This is a genomic window from Vibrio sp. 10N.247.311.51 (assembly GCF_041467855.1).
GTDB lineage: Bacteria > Pseudomonadota > Gammaproteobacteria > Enterobacterales > Vibrionaceae > Vibrio > Vibrio coralliirubri.
In genome coordinates, this window is sequence record NZ_JBFSVK010000010.1 from 1 (window position 1) to 16508 (window position 16508).

Below are 16508 nucleotides of genomic sequence, written 5' to 3' on the forward strand. Positions count from 1 at the left end.
ACGTTTAAAGGTGATGGTCTACAAGAGGTTATGGCCGATTATAACGCTCGCTATGGCCTAGAGTTTGATTTTGCCCGCCATTCAGCTTTTAAAAAAGATATCGCAGCGCGGCTTGCTCATAAAGAGCAATACAAGAATATTCAAAAAGAGCCTTCAAAGCAGTTGGACTTACTGATCGTTGTCGATCAAATGCTGACTGGCTTCGATTCTAAATGGCTGAACACCTTGTATTTAGATAAAGTGATTAAGTACCAGAATATTATTCAGGCTTTCTCGCGTACTAATCGTTTGTTTGGTCCCGACAAGCCTCATGGCATTGTTCGTTATTATCGCTATCCACATACCATGGAGCAGCACATTAATGATGCTGTCAAACTCTACTCCGGCGACAAACCTATTGGGCTGTTTGTTGATAGGTTGGCAAGTAATATTGAGCTTATGAATGGGGTGTCAGCGGATATCTCTGAGCTGTTTGCTAGTGCAGGTATTGAAAATTTTGAAACACTGCCAGACGATGTAGAGCTCTGTGCTAAGTTTACCGAATTATTTAATACCTTTAACAAGCACCTAGAAGCTGCCAAAGTGCAAGGTCTGAATTGGGAGCAGTCTACCTATACGGACTCATTAGAAGGCGAGAGCGGTGTTGAGCGCGAGGTCACTCTGGCTATCGATGAACTCACTTACATGAGCTTAGTTCAGCGTTATAAAGAGCTTGCTGGCAAAGGGGACGGCAATGGTGAAGGTTCAGGTGGTGATGTCCCTTTTGATATCAGTGGTTATCTAACTGAAATAGACACGGGTAAAATCGATGCCGACTACATGAATAGTCGCTTTGATAAATATTTAAAAGAGCTTAATCAGCACCAAGGATCTACCAGCGTTGAAACTACACTCAATGAGTTACATAAGTCATTTGCGTCACTGAGTCAAAGTGAGCAAAAGTATGCCAAGCTCTTTTTACACGATTTGCAGCGTGGAGATGCGCAGCTAATTGAAGGCCATACTTTTAGAGACTACATCAACGACTATCAAAATCAGAAGGAACAGTTACGAATAGCCGTTATTGTCGAGGCTCTTGGTTTAGATAGGAATTTACTTCTTCAGTTGATGGGTGGGGATGTGAATGAGCAGAACATTAACCGTTTTGGTCGCTTTGACACACTGAAATCAACGGTCGATAGAGCTAAGGCAAAAGTCTACTTTGAACGCCTCGAAGGAGCGACGATCCCCCCGTTCAAACTGAACATGCGCATTGATAAGTACCTTCAAGAGTTTATCTTTGGGCAAGCGGAAGATTTTCTGGGCGATGTTCTGTTAGGTGATCTCGAAGGTATTAATAGTCAATAAGAAACTAATTAAAGAAGGGAAAGGCACTTAGCACTAGTATTGAGAACTATCAAAACATGAGCAGAATGTGAAAATTTGAAATGTTTTATAGCTTGAATACTTACTTCCAGTAACGAAGAGGCAGCCAAAGGCAGCCTCTTCTATATGCACGAGCCACCAGCACATCGTCGATGTACAATGCTTTAGGTCATTAGTAGGGTTGTGAGCATTGGGATCTAGTTGTCAGTGCCACATAAAGGTTAACCAACGGCCTTTAGATTTTTATAACCAGTTAAGGATAAATTACCGTAGCTGGCTTGCTCTATATGCTCACCCCACCAGTCCATAACTTTTCTTCGTCTTTCTAAATAATCTGTGCGGTTATAAGCTCTACGAACTTCATTCTTATCAACGTGCGCTAAACAGGCTTCAATTTCATCAGGGTCAAACCCTTGTTCATTTAGAGTGGTAGATGCTAACGCTCGTAGGCCATGAGAGACTAACTGATCTTTAAACCCCATACGTTTTAACGCCATATTAGCTGTTTGCGTATTAGAGTGCTTTAGAGGGTTTCTATGGCTAGGAAATAGGTATTGTCTATGCCCACTAATAGGACGCATTATTTCTAATAGCGCGAGCATTTGCCTTGATAAGGGAACTGAGTGAGGCTTCTTCATCTTCATTCGTTCTGCTGGAATGACCCATACGTTATTTTCTAGGTCGATATGTTCCCATTCTGCTGTGGCGGCTTCTACAGGCCTTGTCATGGTATGTAATTGCCATTCTAGTAAACATCTTGTTGTGAGCGTGATTCTCGCTTTGCTAATAGCGTTCATTAACTCTGGTAAACGATCTGGTGTAATTGTTGCCATATTCGTTTTATTAGGAGATGGGAATAATCGAGTTACATCAGTTAAGTAGTTAATGTCAATTTGTCCACTAGCAACAGCAAGGCGCATAACTTCATTTATGATACGACATAAACGTTTAACCGTTTCTAAGTTCCCTTTAGCGGCTACAGGCTCAAGAATCGATATGATTTGTTTCGGTCGAATGTCATCAATAGGAGTTTGTCCTAAAGATGGCAAGATATGTTTTTCTAATGCTCGATAGGAGTGTGCCGCAGTATCTGGCTTTACTTGTTGTTTTTTTAATTCAAACCATTTGTCCGCAAATATTGAGAAGGTTGACTCACTAGCTTCTTTTTGTTGTAGCTTTTGCTGATCTCTATGCGTTTTCGGATCGATTCCTTGAGCTAGTAATTCTCTTGCTTCATTTGCAGCTTTTCTTGCTAAGGCGAGAGTTAAGCTAGGATAGATACCTAAACTTAAATTAGCTCGTTTATTATTGATAGGACGAGAATAGTTTAGCAACCAAAGCTTAGAGCCATTTGGTTTTATTCTTAACTGTAAGCCATTCCCATCAGATAAAGCATAATCTTTATCCCTAGGCTTAGCATCTTTTACCTTTATTGCGGTCAGTGGAACCACTGTTCTAGCCATAAAAACGCCTTTTAGTAACAATGAAATGAGCAATTTTGTGCTGATGTTACTAATGATGTTACTAAAAAGGTTGGATTCTAACAAACGGCAAAAGATGCTATTGGACGCTAATTTTTGTAAGTTGTTGATTTTCTTTTTATTTAAACGTAAAAAAAGACGCCAGCGGACGTCTTTGATTATGAATTTGGTGGCCCCTCCCAGATTTGAACTGGGGACCGAACGATTATGAGTCGTGCGCTCTAACCACTGAGCTAAGGGGCCGTAGGGCATAGATTATAGGGGAACCAATCAATGGTGTCTAGACACTATGAGGGGCAATTCCGCTTACATCTTAGCCACTTAAATCACGTAGGCACAAAAAAGGTGAGCCAACGCTCACCTTTTTTATTTTATGCTTAAAAGCTAACCACACTAAAGTGTGTAATTACTCGTCTAGGAAGCTACGCAGAGTTTCTGAGCGGCTTGGGTGACGAAGTTTACGCAGTGCTTTTGCTTCGATCTGACGGATACGTTCACGAGTTACGTCGAACTGCTTACCAACCTCTTCAAGAGTGTGGTCAGTGTTCATGTCGATACCGAAACGCATACGCAGTACTTTCGCTTCACGAGGCGTTAGGCCTGCAAGAACGTCTTTAGTTGCACCGCGCAGGCTTGTTGCCGTTGCAGAGTCTAAAGGCAGTTCTAGCGTTGTATCCTCGATGAAATCACCTAGATGCGAATCTTCGTCGTCACCGATTGGTGTCTCCATTGAGATAGGCTCTTTAGCGATTTTCAGTACTTTACGGATCTTGTCTTCAGGCATTTGCATGCGCTCAGCCAGCTCTTCCGGAAGTGGTTCACGACCCATCTCTTGTAGCATTTGACGAGAGATACGGTTTAGTTTGTTGATCGTTTCGATCATGTGAACCGGAATACGGATAGTACGAGCTTGGTCGGCAATCGAACGAGTGATTGCTTGACGGATCCACCACGTAGCGTAAGTAGAGAACTTGTAACCACGACGGTATTCAAACTTATCTACGGCTTTCATCAGACCGATGTTACCTTCTTGGATTAGATCCAGGAATTGTAGACCACGGTTTGTGTACTTCTTAGCAATCGAGATTACTAGACGTAAGTTCGCTTCAACCATCTCTTTCTTCGCACGACGAGCTTTCGCTTCACCGATAGACATACGACGGCTGATATCTTTGATGCTTTGAACAGTAAGAGACGTTTCACGTTCGATCATATCCAGTTTTTGGATAGAGCGACGGATGTCGTGCTCGTTACGTTTGATCTTTTCTGCGTATGGCTTGTCTGAAGCAAGAACTTCATCCAACCATGCTTCGCTAGATTCATTGCCAGTAAATAGAGCAATGAAAGATTTCTTCGGCATTTTGCCGTACTCAACCGTTTGACGCATGATTAGACGTTCTTGAGTACGTACGCGATCCATAGAGTTACGCAGTTCGTTTACTAGGTAATCAAACTGTTTTGGTGTTAGACGGAACTCTTTGAATACGTCTTGCATCATTGTTGTTGCAAGCATTGCTTTCGGGCTTTCATGGCCGTACTCGTTGATCGCTAGCTGACGGTTCTGGTAGCTAGTGCGAAGCGCTGTGAACTTCTCAAGAGCAAGCTCAGGATCGATACCTGTATCTTCTTCTTCCTCTTCCTCGTCGTCTTCAGCTTCTTCTTTGTCTTCGTCTTCCAGATCAGTTTCAGCAAGTTCTGAACCGATGTGAGTCGCCGTTGGCGCAGCTGTGCCATCGTCGTCAGGGTCAACAAAGCCATTGATTAGGTCTGTTAAGCGAATCTCTTCTGCTTGTACGCGGTCAAACTGTTCCAAGATGTATGGAATAGTGCCTGGGTACTCAGCAACCGATAGTTGAACTGTATTGATACCATCTTCAATACGTTTCGCAATGTCGATTTCGCCTTCACGAGTCAGTAGTTCAACCGTACCCATTTCACGCATGTACATGCGAACTGGGTCAGTAGTACGGCCAATCTCGCTTTCTACGCTTGAAAGCGCAGCAGCTGCAGCTTCGGCTGCATCTTCATCTATATTGGCATCGTCATCATTAAGTGCTAGATCATCAGCATCAGGTGCAGTTTCAACTACCTTGATACCCATGTCGTTGATCATTTGAATGATGTCTTCTACCTGTTCAGAATCCACGATTTCTGCAGGTAGGTGGTCGTTTACTTCGGCGTAGGTCAGATAGCCTTGTTCCTTGCCTTTAATAACAAGTAATTTAAGCTGTGACTGCGGATTTTGATCCATAGATGATATCCAACTTCAGGTCTGGTGAAGGACGTTGCATTCTCAAATGCAAACCAATTATGTTAACAAATTTATTAAATGCTGACTAATCAAACAGGGTTACGCTTTTAGATCTAGCATTAAAGCTAGTAGCTCCCTTTTTTCTTCGGCTGATAAACCGACGCTTCTTGCTTTGGCCTGCAGGTTTTCAATTTGTTTTTCAACGCACTGGGCAAGTATGTTGTCCAGTGAGTCTAAAAATATGTCTTCTTGATTGTCTTCGTCGAGGGGGATTTCCCAGCTCGCGAGACGAGACAGAAGAGCCTCATGTTTATTGTGTCGCCAATGCTCTAATAATTGGCCTGTGTTGATATGGGGATGCGCGTGGCATTTATCAAGTACTTCGACGAATAAACTTAGTCCAGGCAACTGTAAGCCTTTGACACTTGATAAATCCGGTACCATATCAGCATAGCTCGGATTTTGGATAAGCAAAGCGATAACTTCACGCATTGGAGTGCGCTTGAGCTCTTTATGCGGTTGAGGTGTCGGGTTCTGTGTATGAACACGCGCACGTCGCAATTGGTTATCAAATCCAGTTCGCTCATCGAGCAGTTTTTCGAGCAATTCTTGGAAGTAACTGTCAGGAATTTTGTTAATCAAGGCGCTGGCGTGTGCACGCAGTGCTGATTTACCTTCGGTTGTTCCCAAGTTTAACTTGTGTATTTCAATCAGGTTATCGAACAAATAGGTCGAAAGCGGCGTCGCATTGTGGACTAGCTGTTCAAAAGCGGCTTTACCATGCTCTCTAATATAGCTGTCTGGGTCTTCACCGTCGGGCAAGAACAGAAACTTAAGCGTGTTACCGGTTTTCAGATACTCAAGTGCGTTTTCTAGTGCGCGCCATGCGGCCTCTTTACCTGCTCGGTCACCATCGTAACAACAAACCACAGTGCTGGTCTGACGGAACAACATTTGAACGTGGTCGCCAGTTGTCGAGGTGCCCAGTGATGCTACTGAGTAATCGACACCATATTGCGCGAGAGCCACGACATCCATGTAACCTTCAACCACAAGAATTTGCGGCGGTTCACGGTAGGCTTGCAGCACTTCATAAAGGCCGTAAAGCTCTTTACCTTTATGGAAGATAGGCGTTTCTGGTGAGTTGAGATATTTTGGTGTGCCGTCTTCTAATACACGACCACCAAAACCAATCACACGGCCACGACGATCGCGAATCGGGAACATTACGCGTCCACGGAATCGGTCGTATCGGTTACCTTTATCGTTCTCAATTAACATGCCGCCAGTCACGAGCATGTCTTGGGCTTCTTTCTGTTGGCCAAAGTTCTTACGAACTAAGTCCCATTCATCGGCCACATAACCAATGCCAAACTTCTGGACGATCTCGCCCGAAAGGCCACGATTCTTTAGGTAATCAATCGCAGGTTTGTTGGCTGATATTTTCAGTTGAGAGCGGTAAAAATTACTGATACCGCCCATCAAATCGTAGAGGTTACGTTTTTGTTCGCTGTTGGCTCTTGGTGCTGTTGATATCTCGCCGCTGCGCTGTTCTCTAGGAACATCGAGGCCTAAGAAAGAGGCTAGCTCTTCAATAGCTTCAACAAAATCGAGACGTTCGAACTCCATAATGAAGTCGATAGCATTACCGTGTACGCCACAACCAAAGCAGTGATAAAACTGTTTTTCTTGGCTTACGCTAAAAGAAGGGGTCTTTTCGTTGTGGAATGGGCAACAAGCACCATAGTTTTTGCCTTTTTTCTTAAGTTTCACGCGTGCGTCCACAATGTCGACAATGTCGAGACGCGCTAGGAGATCATCGATGAAACTACGCGGGATGTGTCCTGCCATAAAACCTTAGAAAAATGCACTAACTGAGAGTGTGGATAATAATAGTTTGAATAGGTTACAGATACAAACAAGCCGTGCGTTCCGAAGGATTGCACGGCTTGTTGCAATTTGATTTGGGATTAAGCGAGTTTAGAACGAACTAAACCACTAACTTTACCCATATCTGCACGCCCTTGAATTTGTGGTTTCAAGATAGCCATTACTTTACCCATGTCTTGCATGCCCGCTGGTTGAGCTTCGGCGATTGCGCTATCAAGTAGTGCAATAACTTCTTCATCAGTTAGCGGTTGAGGCATAAAGCCTTCAAGTACCGTAATTTCTGCTTTTTCCACGTCAGCAAGATCTTGACGATTTGCCGATTCATATTGAGCAACAGAATCGCGACGTTGCTTAACCATTTTAACTAATACAGCAAGAATGTCGTCGTCGTTCAGAGTGATCCGTTCGTCAACTTCACGTTGCTTAATTGCTGAAAGAGCTAAGCGGATAGTGCCAAGGCGCGGTTTGTCCTTGGCTTTCATCGCTAATTTTTGCTCTTCTTTGAGTTGTTCAATAAGAGCCATAACTCAGTCCTTATGGATTAAGTTATTAGTACAGGCGAACGCGACGTGCGTTTTCGCGAGCTAGCTTCTTAGCGTGACGCTTTTGAGCTGCTGCTTTAGCGCGTTTGCGAACTGTTGTTGGCTTTTCGTAGTGCTCGCGACGGCGAACTTCAGAAAGGATACCTGCTTTTTCACAAGAGCGCTTGAAACGACGTAGTGCAACGTCGAACGGTTCGTTTTCACGTACTTTAACTATTGGCATATGCCTTTCACCTCAGGGGTTATTCATTATCGCTGGCCACTCAGTACCAAATCAGAGAAGTTACCCATCGAGCTAACTCTCTATTCGCGTTTGGCCATTAACCAGCTTGATCAAAAATGGTGCGGAATTTTAATCCGATCACAGTGGCTTTGTAAAGCACTTTGTCGATTATAGTCTGTACAATATTTGTTTGAAGAGCTTAGGCAGGGTAATATTGCGCTAATTTCCCATTTTAGACGAAAGCGTGCCGAGAAAATTATGCGCATTATTGGTATTGAAACCTCTTGTGATGAAACAGGAATCGCGATTTATGATGATGAGCAAGGGCTGCTTTCTCATCAATTATATAGCCAAGTAAAGCTGCACGCCGATTACGGTGGTGTGGTGCCTGAGCTAGCTTCGCGTGACCACGTGAAAAAAACAATTCCTCTTATTAAAGCGGCATTAGCTGAAGCGAACCTAACGTCGAAAGACATTGATGGTGTGGCTTACACAGCTGGCCCTGGTTTAGTGGGTGCTTTGCTTGTAGGTGCAACGATTGGTCGCAGTATTGCTTATGCGTGGGGCGTGCCTGCTGTGCCTGTTCACCATATGGAAGGTCACCTTCTTGCGCCAATGTTAGAAGACAACCCACCTCCATTCCCATTTGTGGCTCTGCTGGTTTCTGGCGGGCATACCATGATGGTAGAAGTGAAAGGTATTGGTGAATACCGAATCCTTGGTGAATCGATTGATGATGCAGCGGGTGAAGCGTTTGATAAAACCGCGAAACTGATGGGCTTAGATTACCCTGGTGGTCCACTGCTATCTCGTTTGGCGGAAAAAGGCACTCCAGGCCGTTTTAAGTTCCCGCGCCCAATGACCGATCGTCCGGGTTTAGATATGAGCTTTTCTGGTCTGAAGACGTTCGCAGCGAATACCATTCGTGATAACGATAATGATGACCAAACTCGCGCTGATATCGCTTACGCGTTCCAAGAAGCCGTTTGTGCAACCTTAGTAATCAAGTGTAAGCGTGCCTTGGTTGAAACGGGCATGAAACGTATAGTGATTGCTGGCGGTGTAAGTGCCAACAAACAACTGCGTGTTGAGCTTGAGGCGCTTGCTAAGAAAGTCGGTGGTGACGTGTACTACCCACGCACTGAGTTCTGTACAGATAATGGTGCGATGATCGCTTATGCGGGCATGCAGCGCCTGAAGAATGGCGAAACGGCTGATTTGTCTGTTCATGCCACACCGCGTTGGCCAATTGACCAACTAGAGCCAATTGCGTAATTGACTATAGTGTTTCGATAAACGGTCGCCTTGTGCGGCCGTTTTTATATCCTAGCTTACCGACTGTATGTCGATAAATAATTGCTGATAGAGATTAGGGAAGAAAATGAACAAGTTCACAGTAGACAATCAATCGATGGCGTACCTAGATGAAGGTCAAGGCCCTGTTGTTGTACTCGGCCACAGTTACCTTTGGGATAGTGCGATGTGGAACCCGCAGATCGAAGCGTTAAAAACTCATTATCGCTGTATTGTTCCAGATCTTTGGTCTCATGGTGGATCTCAAGCTGCACCCACTTCGATGCGTAACTTGAAAGATTACGCTCAGCACGTTTTGGCTCTGCTTGATCACTTAGAGATCGAAGAATTCTCAGTGGTTGGCTTATCGGTTGGCGGTATGTGGGGGACTGAGTTAGCGGAGCTTGCACCTGCACGTATTAAGTCTTTGGTTCTAATGGATACTTTTGTGGGTTTAGAACCAGAAGTTGCTCACGCTAAGTACTTCAGCATGTTAGATACCATCACTCAAACCAAGACGTTTCCTCAGCCAATTGTTGAAGCGATTGTTCCACTGTTCTTCGCTAATGATGCTCAAACCAACACGCCAGCTTTAGTTGAAGGTTTTACTCAGCAGTTATCAGCTCTTGAGGGCGACAACGCTGAAGAAGTGGCACGAATTGGTCGAATGGTGTTTGGACGTCGTGACATGATTGAATCGGTAGAGAATTTTGCTCTGCCTGTTTTGATTGCTGTAGGACAAGAAGATAAACCACGTCCGGTACTTGAGTCATACCTAATGCACGATTGCATTACGGGCAGTGAATTAGTGGTGATTCCTGGCGCAGGTCATATTAGCTCGTTAGAGCAACCAGAGTTTGTGAGCACAATGCTGAAGACGTTTTTAGATAAACACCTGCTATAAGCTTTAAATACTGAATATTATGGTTCGGCTTAGACGTAACAGTTTAAGCCGATTTTTTTTGTCCGAGTTTTGGTTCGCTGCCATCGAGTAGGCGGCGGATATTCTGGTGGTGACGTAACACGATCAAACAGCAAAGCATGGCTACTGGCAATGTGTATTGAGGTTTGACTAACCAAGCGTAGAAAGGGGCAAGTAGCACGGTGACCAGTGCCGCTAAAGAAGAGTAACGAAACAAAAACGCCACCACTAACCAAGTCGCCATGATCATTCCTGTTAGATCGAATCCTATTGGGGCGATAGCGCCGAGTGCGGTTGCCACGCCTTTACCACCTTTGAAGTGGAAGAAGATCGGATACATATGACCTAGACACGCCGCAATTGCCACAACCCCTAGAATGATTGGGTCGATCTTGAGGTAGTAGCCAAGCCAGACAGGGATAGTGCCTTTCAGCATGTCACATAGGAGGACGGCAGCAGCTGCGCCTTTACCGCCAACGCGCAGTACATTGGTGGCTCCTGGGTTATTAGAGCCTACCGTTCTTGGATCAGGAAGTCTTAAGACTCGGCATATCAAGACCGCACTAGAGATTGAACCTAGCAAATAGGCTGCAATGATCATGATTAGTGCCAATGGGGTCATGTCTTTCCTTAAACGGTTATAAGCCTAACGATGGGAAAATAATGCTCAATCCAAGAGTAATTGATATCATATCTCGAATTACGCAAATAATACGTTTTTTTCCCTCATATGGGTATCCGACCTCTAAAAGGACAAGTCATGGCACTGGATAAAGTTTTCATTGAACAGCTAGAAGTAATTACAACGATCGGTGTTTACGATTGGGAACAAGAGATTAAACAAAAACTTGTGCTTGATATTGAAATGGCTCATGACAACCGCCCAGCGGGTAAGAGTGATGATGTAGTTGATGCTTTGGACTACTCGACTGTGAGTACAGCTGTGCTTGACCACATTGCTAATGGCCGATTCCTATTGGTTGAACGTGTGGCTGAAGAAGTCGCTGAATTGGTCATGACTCAATTTTCTGTGCCGTGGATTAAAATCCGCTTGGCGAAACCTGGCGCAGTGCCGCAAGCAAAAGCCGTTGGCGTGATCATCGAACGAGGTCAAGCATGACAGTAGCCTATGTTGGTGTTGGCACGAACATAGACCGCGATAAGCATGCAAGGGTGGCATGGACAGAGCTTCAATCGTTAGGGACTAACCTTAAATGCTCTAAAATCTATCACTGTGAGCCCGTGGGTTTTAATAGCCATCCGTTTTATAACTTTGTGATAGAGCTCGACACGTCACTCTCGTTGACTGAATTTTCACAGAAGCTGCGTAAAATTGAGTTTAAATGGGGTCGCTCTCAAGATGCGCACAAACTACAAGATCGAAAGCTCGATCTTGATATTGTGCTGTTTGGAGAGGAGGTTTCTGAGCGTGAACCAGAACTGCCACGCAGTGATATCTACAAATATCCTTTTGTAACACAACCGCTTTATGATCTTTGTCCTGCGCGAGTGATCCCGCAAGACGGAAGAACCGTCAGTGAAATATGGCAGAAGATGCAGCAATTAGACTCGCTCTCTGTCGTAGATATAAAACTATAATTTTTAAGGTAAGTAATGAGTTATTTTGAAGCGTTTATATTGGCGTTGGTGCAAGGCTTTACTGAGTTTTTACCTATTTCCAGTTCTGCACACCTAATCCTTCCTTCTGCTGTTTTAGGCTGGGAAGATCAAGGCTTGGCCTTTGATGTCGCTGTCCACGTTGGTACTTTGGCAGCCGTGGTTATCTATTTCCGTAAAGAAGTGGTCTCTCTGTTGAGTGCATTCTTTGGTTCAGTGTTTAAAGGCGATCGCAGTAAAGAAGCGAAGTTAGCGTGGATGATCATTCTCGCAACGATTCCTGCGTGTATCTTTGGTTTGTTGATGAAAGATATTGTTGAGCTTTACTTGCGCAGTGCGTGGGTGATCGCGACGACAACGATTATCTTTGGTCTATTGCTATGGTGGGTGGACAAGAACTCAAGCCTGCGCGATGACGAATACCAAGCAGGTTGGAAAAAGGCGCTGTTTATTGGTCTTGCTCAAGCAATGGCGATCATTCCGGGTACGTCTCGTTCTGGCGCAACCATTACCGCAGCGCTTTACCTTGGTTTCACACGTGAAGCCGCGGCTCGATTCTCTTTCTTGATGTCTATCCCAATCATCACTCTGGCGGGTGGTTATTTAGGTCTTAAGTTGGTGACCAGTGGTGACCCAATCCATGTTGGCACTTTGCTAACGGGCGTTGCGGTGTCTTTCATCAGTGCTTACATCTGTATTCACTTCTTCTTGAAGCTTATCTCTCGTATGGGCATGACACCGTTCGTTATCTACCGCCTGATTCTCGGTTGTGGTCTGTTTGCTTTCTTGATGATGCAGTAACAGACGCGGACAACGGTCTCGCTGTAAAGATTGAAACAAAAGGCCCGCTTAACAGCGGGCTTTTTAATGCGTTTTAGTTAGTGCGGTGACGATTAACTGGTAGCGAGCCCTGATAGGGCGCTTTCAATTGCGATGGCTCTTCGCTTCTCTTGTTCTTCTCGAATATCTTTGCCTTTAAAACCATCGGCAATGATCGCTTTGACTTCGACTTGAAGCGCCGCTTGGTAAGCGACTTCAAAACGCGCTTTTTGAGGATACGGCTGATCTTCTAATCCTTTTCGGCCTGCGTGATCGGCTTGGCAGCAAAGCAGTATATCGTCGAGCCTATCTGGCTTACGCCAAACATCAAACTTGTTGAGAACCTTGAGAAAGGTGGTTGGCTTTAGTTCACCTGCACGGTGGATATTAGAATGCTGCTCGCACACTAGCAGCGCAAGATCTCTGAACTCATTGGGCACTCTGACTCGTTCACACAGCTTCTTAATGATTTTCAAACCTGTGTGGCAATGCAATTTGTGGCTTGGCCATTCGCTTTCTGGCGTGACGCCTTTACCTAAGTCATGCACTTGAGCTGCAAAGCGTACCGGTAGCGATGGGCTTAATAGTGCGGCTTGCTGAGCAACCATCAGAGTGTGAATACCCGTGTCGATTTCAGGGTGCCATTTCTCAGGTTGCGGGACGCCAAATAGAGCGTCAATCTCAGGCAATACGACTGCCAATGCACCACACTCTTTCAATATAGAGAGGAACATTTCAGGGTGCGGCGTACTAAGAGACTTATGCCACTCTTGCCAAACTCGCTCTGCAGTGAGGTGTGCCAGCTCACCAGATTGAACGATCTCACTCATCATATCCATGGTTTCAGGTGCAACCGTGAAGTTAAGATGGTGAAGCTTAGCGGCGAAGCGAGCCACACGCAGCACACGAAGAGGATCTTCAACAAAAGCGTCTGAAACGTGTCTTAAAACACGATCTGAGAGATCTTTCTGACCATGGTAAGGATCGTAAAGTTGGCCTTTATCATCTTGAGCGATAGCGTTGATGGTCAGATCTCGACGCATCAGGTCTTCTTCCAAACTCACGTCTGGCGCGAAGTAACACTCAAAGCCGGTGTAACCGGAACCGGATTTTCTCTCAGTGCGAGCTAGTGCGTGCTCTTCTTTGGTTTTTGGGTGCAAGAATACGGGGAAATCTTTTCCCACAGCAGTAAAGCCAAGGTTTTCCATCTCTTGAGGGGTACTCCCTACCACGACCCAGTCTCTATCATAACTATCAATATTGAGCAGCTTATCGCGCACTGCTCCACCGACTAGATAGCGTTGTAGCCCGTTGTCTTTTGGTAGGCTATCGTAAATTTGCAACTTATCACCTCGAAATGTTTTATCACTGCTGGACTTTACTGCAAGCAATGGTACTTTCCATTAATCGTAATTATAGGGCAGCACATGTATAAGGAATATTTTGGCTTCGTTGAGATGCCATTTTCGATTGTACCAAATTCTCGCTACTTGTTTTTGAGTCAGCGCCATCAAGAAGCGATGCAGAACCTACAAGCCGGTTTAGGCGAGGGTGGGGGCTTTGCGATGCTTACTGGTGAGGTTGGTACTGGGAAAACAACGGTCGCTAAGGCGATGTTGTCTTCATTGGATAGTCATACTCAGGCTGGCCTTATACTTAACCCTACGTTTTCAAATACGGATTTACTTGAAGCTATCTGCGATGAGTTTGAGGTCGAGTACCCGGAACAGGCATCGTTGAAACAGCTCAGTCAGGCTATTCATTATTTTCTACTTGATAGCCATGCCGAAGGCATTCAAACCCTATTGGTAATAGATGAAGCCCAACATCTCGCTGCCGATGTGTTGGAGCAGCTACGCCTTCTAACAAACTTGGAAACCGACAGTCGCAAGTTGTTAAAAGTACTGTTGGTCGGCCAACCTGAATTACAACAGCACTTACAAACTACGCAGCTGCGTCAGCTAGCACAGCGCATTACTGGTCGTTATCACTTACTGCCTCTTAATACCGAAGAAACGGGCAAGTACATCGCGTTTCGTTTGGAGACGGCGGGTGGCGAGCAGATGTTGTTTTCGAACCGCTCTATCAAGCTAATTGCTCAATATACGCATGGTATTCCAAGGCTCATTAACTTGGTGTGTGACAAAGCACTGCAGTTGGCTTTTCATGATGGAGAGCAGCTACCGAGCAATGAAACGGTTAACCGAGCATGTCAGCAGGTTATGTCCTTTCAGGCCGATGTCTATCACGTCGAGAAAGCTCGAACTTCTCGTGTCGCGCCCAAGTTATTCCAATACGCAGGGATTGCGACGTTAAGCGTTGGCCTTGCAATAGCGACCTTTAACTTCGCTCCAACTTATATCAATGCTTGGTTGCCTAAGGATGCTTCAAATGAAGCGAAGACTGAAGTGTTAGCACATACTCAGCGTTCATTGGTGGCAGATGTTCCTAAGTTGGTTGCTGAGCCAAAACTTGCCAAGCTTGAATTGCCACAACACATTCAACAACATTTGATGCAGGGGACCAATCGTTCTCTTGCTATAAAGGACTTGTATACGCTGTGGGGATATCAATCTTCACTGCGTGATGGCTTGTGTTTAAGTGAGCCACAAAGTGTCTTTGTATGCGAGCAGCAACAGGCCAATTTGGATACATTGTTAGAACTAGGCGTGCCTGTGGTACTTAATCTCGACATAGACCAAAAGCCAGTGTTTGCTGTGCTATATGGTGTGTCTGAGGATGCTGTAGAGTTACTGGTGAATGAAAAGCTCCTGGTGATGCCGAAGCAATCCTTAGAGCAAATCTGGCAAGGCGATTATGTCGCTATTTGGAAACAGCCGTTGCGAGAGACACTCAAAGAGGGCTATCAAGGTGAAGCGGTTGCTTTGCTTGATCTACTGCTTTCTGAAGTGTTAGGAGAGGTTGTTTCCGGTAGTGATGTCTTTGATTATGAGTTAAAAATGAAAATCGAAGCATTTCAAACGTGGCAGGGTATGTCGGTTGATGGCATTGCAGGTAAGCGCACCTTGGCAAGATTGCAGAAATTAGCTCAACTCGATTCGCCTAAGCTGATGTCACTAGAAGGGGGCGAAAGCTAATGTCACGTATTATGCACGAACTTAAACAGTCGTCTCACAAGCCGTCTTCTATTAATCAGCACTCTCTTAGCAAACTAAACTTCAAAGGCTACCAGAATCATCATGTTCCTAATTCTGCAAAAGGGATGAGTAACAAACGAGGTTCATCGTTAGCGATGGGGTTGCTCTTAATCTTGGTTCCTTCTTTGTTGGTGGGTGGCGTTCTAGCTTATCAATCTTACCATCAACAGCAAACGGCTAGCCAAGCTGTCACCACTTCGAACACAGAACCACAGCCAGCTCAATTCAAGGATGTCGAAACGGCTGACTTGAATGCGGAAGAAGAAATGGAAGAAGAAATGGAAGATGGGCCTCTGTTTGTGGTGCGTTCAGCACCGACAAGTAAGGCGTTAAAGTCGTTACCTCGGCAAGAGGTTTATGCTCAGGTTTATTTTGACAGCACTAACCTCTCTAGTGGAGTTACTGTGCCGGTAGTCATAGCCGAGAGCAGTACGCGAACGATAGATGATTCAGAGCTGTCATTAGCTGAGCCTGAAGTTGGACCTGGTGTAAGCGATAAAGGCAATTATCAGCAATCAGACAGCGACCTGCTGCAAGGGCTAGACCTCAGTGAGTTGCCACCTGATTTGGCATTGAAGCTTGAATCCATTATGGGTGAGCAACAAAGCGCTCCTGAACCAATGGACTCTAGACCAGCAGGGCAAAGAGGTTCTCAGGTCATTGAGTTGGAAACGCACACCAATAGCTTATCAGGAGTCCTTCCTAAGTTAGACCTACAAACCCATATGTACTCGAGTAGCGAAACCAAGCGTTGGGTAAAAGTGAACGGCCAAGAAGTGGCGCAAGGAGATTGGATTGGACAAGACATTCAATTACTGGAGATTAAGCCACAATCGGTGATCATAGAATTCAATCAGCAGAAGATAGAAATCCCAGCTCTGTATGAGTGGAAAGGTTAGATAGCTCTAAACGCACCTAGAGAACAGACAAATAAAAAGGAGCACCTC

At 45.1% G+C, this 16508-nt stretch carries 15 protein-coding genes and 1 tRNA gene; 8 read left to right on the plus strand and 8 right to left on the minus strand.

Features of this window, described 5'->3' with window-relative positions; translation table 11 throughout:
* The coding region (locus tag AB6E85_RS11130; RefSeq protein WP_408063618.1) for a type I restriction endonuclease subunit R, EcoR124 family at positions 1-1347 on the plus strand (1347 nt) is incomplete at its 5' end.
* A 239-nt stretch (positions 1348-1586) separates the two neighbouring features.
* Here AB6E85_RS11130 and AB6E85_RS11135 read toward each other — a convergent pair.
* The 6 genes from AB6E85_RS11135 to rpsU form a co-directional block, all read right to left on the minus strand.
* Complete coding sequence (locus tag AB6E85_RS11135) at positions 1587-2828, minus strand: integrase domain-containing protein (RefSeq protein ID WP_372142693.1); 1242 nt, start codon at positions 2826-2828, stop codon at positions 1587-1589.
* A 185-nt stretch (positions 2829-3013) separates the two neighbouring features.
* Positions 3014-3089: transfer RNA gene (locus AB6E85_RS11140), tRNA-Ile, on the minus strand.
* Positions 3090-3252: 163 nt separating this feature from the next.
* Positions 3253-5097, minus strand: coding sequence for an RNA polymerase sigma factor RpoD (rpoD, locus tag AB6E85_RS11145; protein ID WP_048609664.1), 1845 nt, complete (start codon positions 5095-5097; stop codon positions 3253-3255).
* 99 nt (positions 5098-5196) lie between these two features.
* A complete protein-coding gene (gene dnaG, locus AB6E85_RS11150) occupies positions 5197-6948 on the minus strand; it encodes a DNA primase (protein WP_017069474.1) in 1752 nt (583 codons plus the stop codon).
* 119 nt (positions 6949-7067) lie between these two features.
* Positions 7068-7511: a GatB/YqeY domain-containing protein gene (locus AB6E85_RS11155; RefSeq protein ID WP_017069475.1), complete on the minus strand. Its 444-nt coding sequence runs from the start codon at positions 7509-7511 to the stop codon at positions 7068-7070.
* Between the two features lie 25 nt (positions 7512-7536).
* Positions 7537-7752 carry a 30S ribosomal protein S21 gene (rpsU, locus tag AB6E85_RS11160; RefSeq protein ID WP_004396009.1) on the minus strand — a complete coding sequence of 72 codons (216 nt, stop codon included), beginning with the start codon at positions 7750-7752 and terminating at the stop codon, positions 7537-7539.
* Positions 7753-8010: 258 nt separating this feature from the next.
* Between rpsU and tsaD the strand changes: the two genes are divergently transcribed.
* Positions 8011-9027, plus strand: a complete 1017-nt coding sequence (gene tsaD, locus AB6E85_RS11165) for a tRNA (adenosine(37)-N6)-threonylcarbamoyltransferase complex transferase subunit TsaD (RefSeq protein WP_372142695.1) — start codon at positions 8011-8013, stop codon at positions 9025-9027.
* 106 nt (positions 9028-9133) lie between these two features.
* Positions 9134-9949: an alpha/beta fold hydrolase gene (locus tag AB6E85_RS11170; RefSeq protein ID WP_372142697.1), complete on the plus strand. Its 816-nt coding sequence runs from the start codon at positions 9134-9136 to the stop codon at positions 9947-9949.
* A gap of 43 nt (positions 9950-9992) precedes the next feature.
* On the opposite strand, the gene plsY is transcribed toward AB6E85_RS11170, so the two are convergent.
* Complete coding sequence (plsY, locus tag AB6E85_RS11175; RefSeq protein WP_009847793.1) at positions 9993-10589, minus strand: glycerol-3-phosphate 1-O-acyltransferase PlsY; 597 nt, start codon at positions 10587-10589, stop codon at positions 9993-9995.
* A 138-nt stretch (positions 10590-10727) separates the two neighbouring features.
* Here plsY and folB point away from each other — a divergent pair, with 138 nt between their 5' ends.
* Genes folB through AB6E85_RS11190 form a run of 3 tightly spaced genes read left to right on the plus strand, consistent with a single transcriptional unit; the run spans position 10728 to position 12385 of the window.
* Complete coding sequence (gene folB / locus AB6E85_RS11180; protein WP_050622274.1) at positions 10728-11087, plus strand: dihydroneopterin aldolase; 360 nt, start codon at positions 10728-10730, stop codon at positions 11085-11087.
* Positions 11084-11566, plus strand: coding sequence for a 2-amino-4-hydroxy-6-hydroxymethyldihydropteridine diphosphokinase (gene folK, locus AB6E85_RS11185; protein WP_050622275.1), 483 nt, complete (start codon positions 11084-11086; stop codon positions 11564-11566). The genes folB and folK overlap by 4 nt, the downstream gene beginning before the upstream one ends.
* A gap of 15 nt (positions 11567-11581) precedes the next feature.
* Positions 11582-12385, plus strand: a complete 804-nt coding sequence (locus AB6E85_RS11190) for an undecaprenyl-diphosphate phosphatase (protein WP_010434624.1) — start codon at positions 11582-11584, stop codon at positions 12383-12385.
* A gap of 92 nt (positions 12386-12477) precedes the next feature.
* Here AB6E85_RS11190 and AB6E85_RS11195 read toward each other — a convergent pair whose 3' ends face one another.
* Positions 12478-13794, minus strand: coding sequence for a multifunctional CCA addition/repair protein (locus tag AB6E85_RS11195; protein WP_172380449.1), 1317 nt, complete (start codon positions 13792-13794; stop codon positions 12478-12480).
* 36 nt (positions 13795-13830) lie between these two features.
* Here AB6E85_RS11195 and AB6E85_RS11200 point away from each other — a divergent pair, with 36 nt between their 5' ends.
* Positions 13831-15501: an AAA family ATPase gene (locus AB6E85_RS11200; protein WP_372142699.1), complete on the plus strand. Its 1671-nt coding sequence runs from the start codon at positions 13831-13833 to the stop codon at positions 15499-15501.
* On the plus strand, positions 15501-16460 hold the full coding sequence (locus AB6E85_RS11205) for a general secretion pathway protein GspB (RefSeq protein ID WP_372142701.1): 960 nt from the start codon (positions 15501-15503) through the stop codon (positions 16458-16460). Before AB6E85_RS11200 ends, AB6E85_RS11205 begins: the two co-directional genes overlap by 1 nt.
* Positions 16461-16508 lie beyond the last annotated feature (48 nt).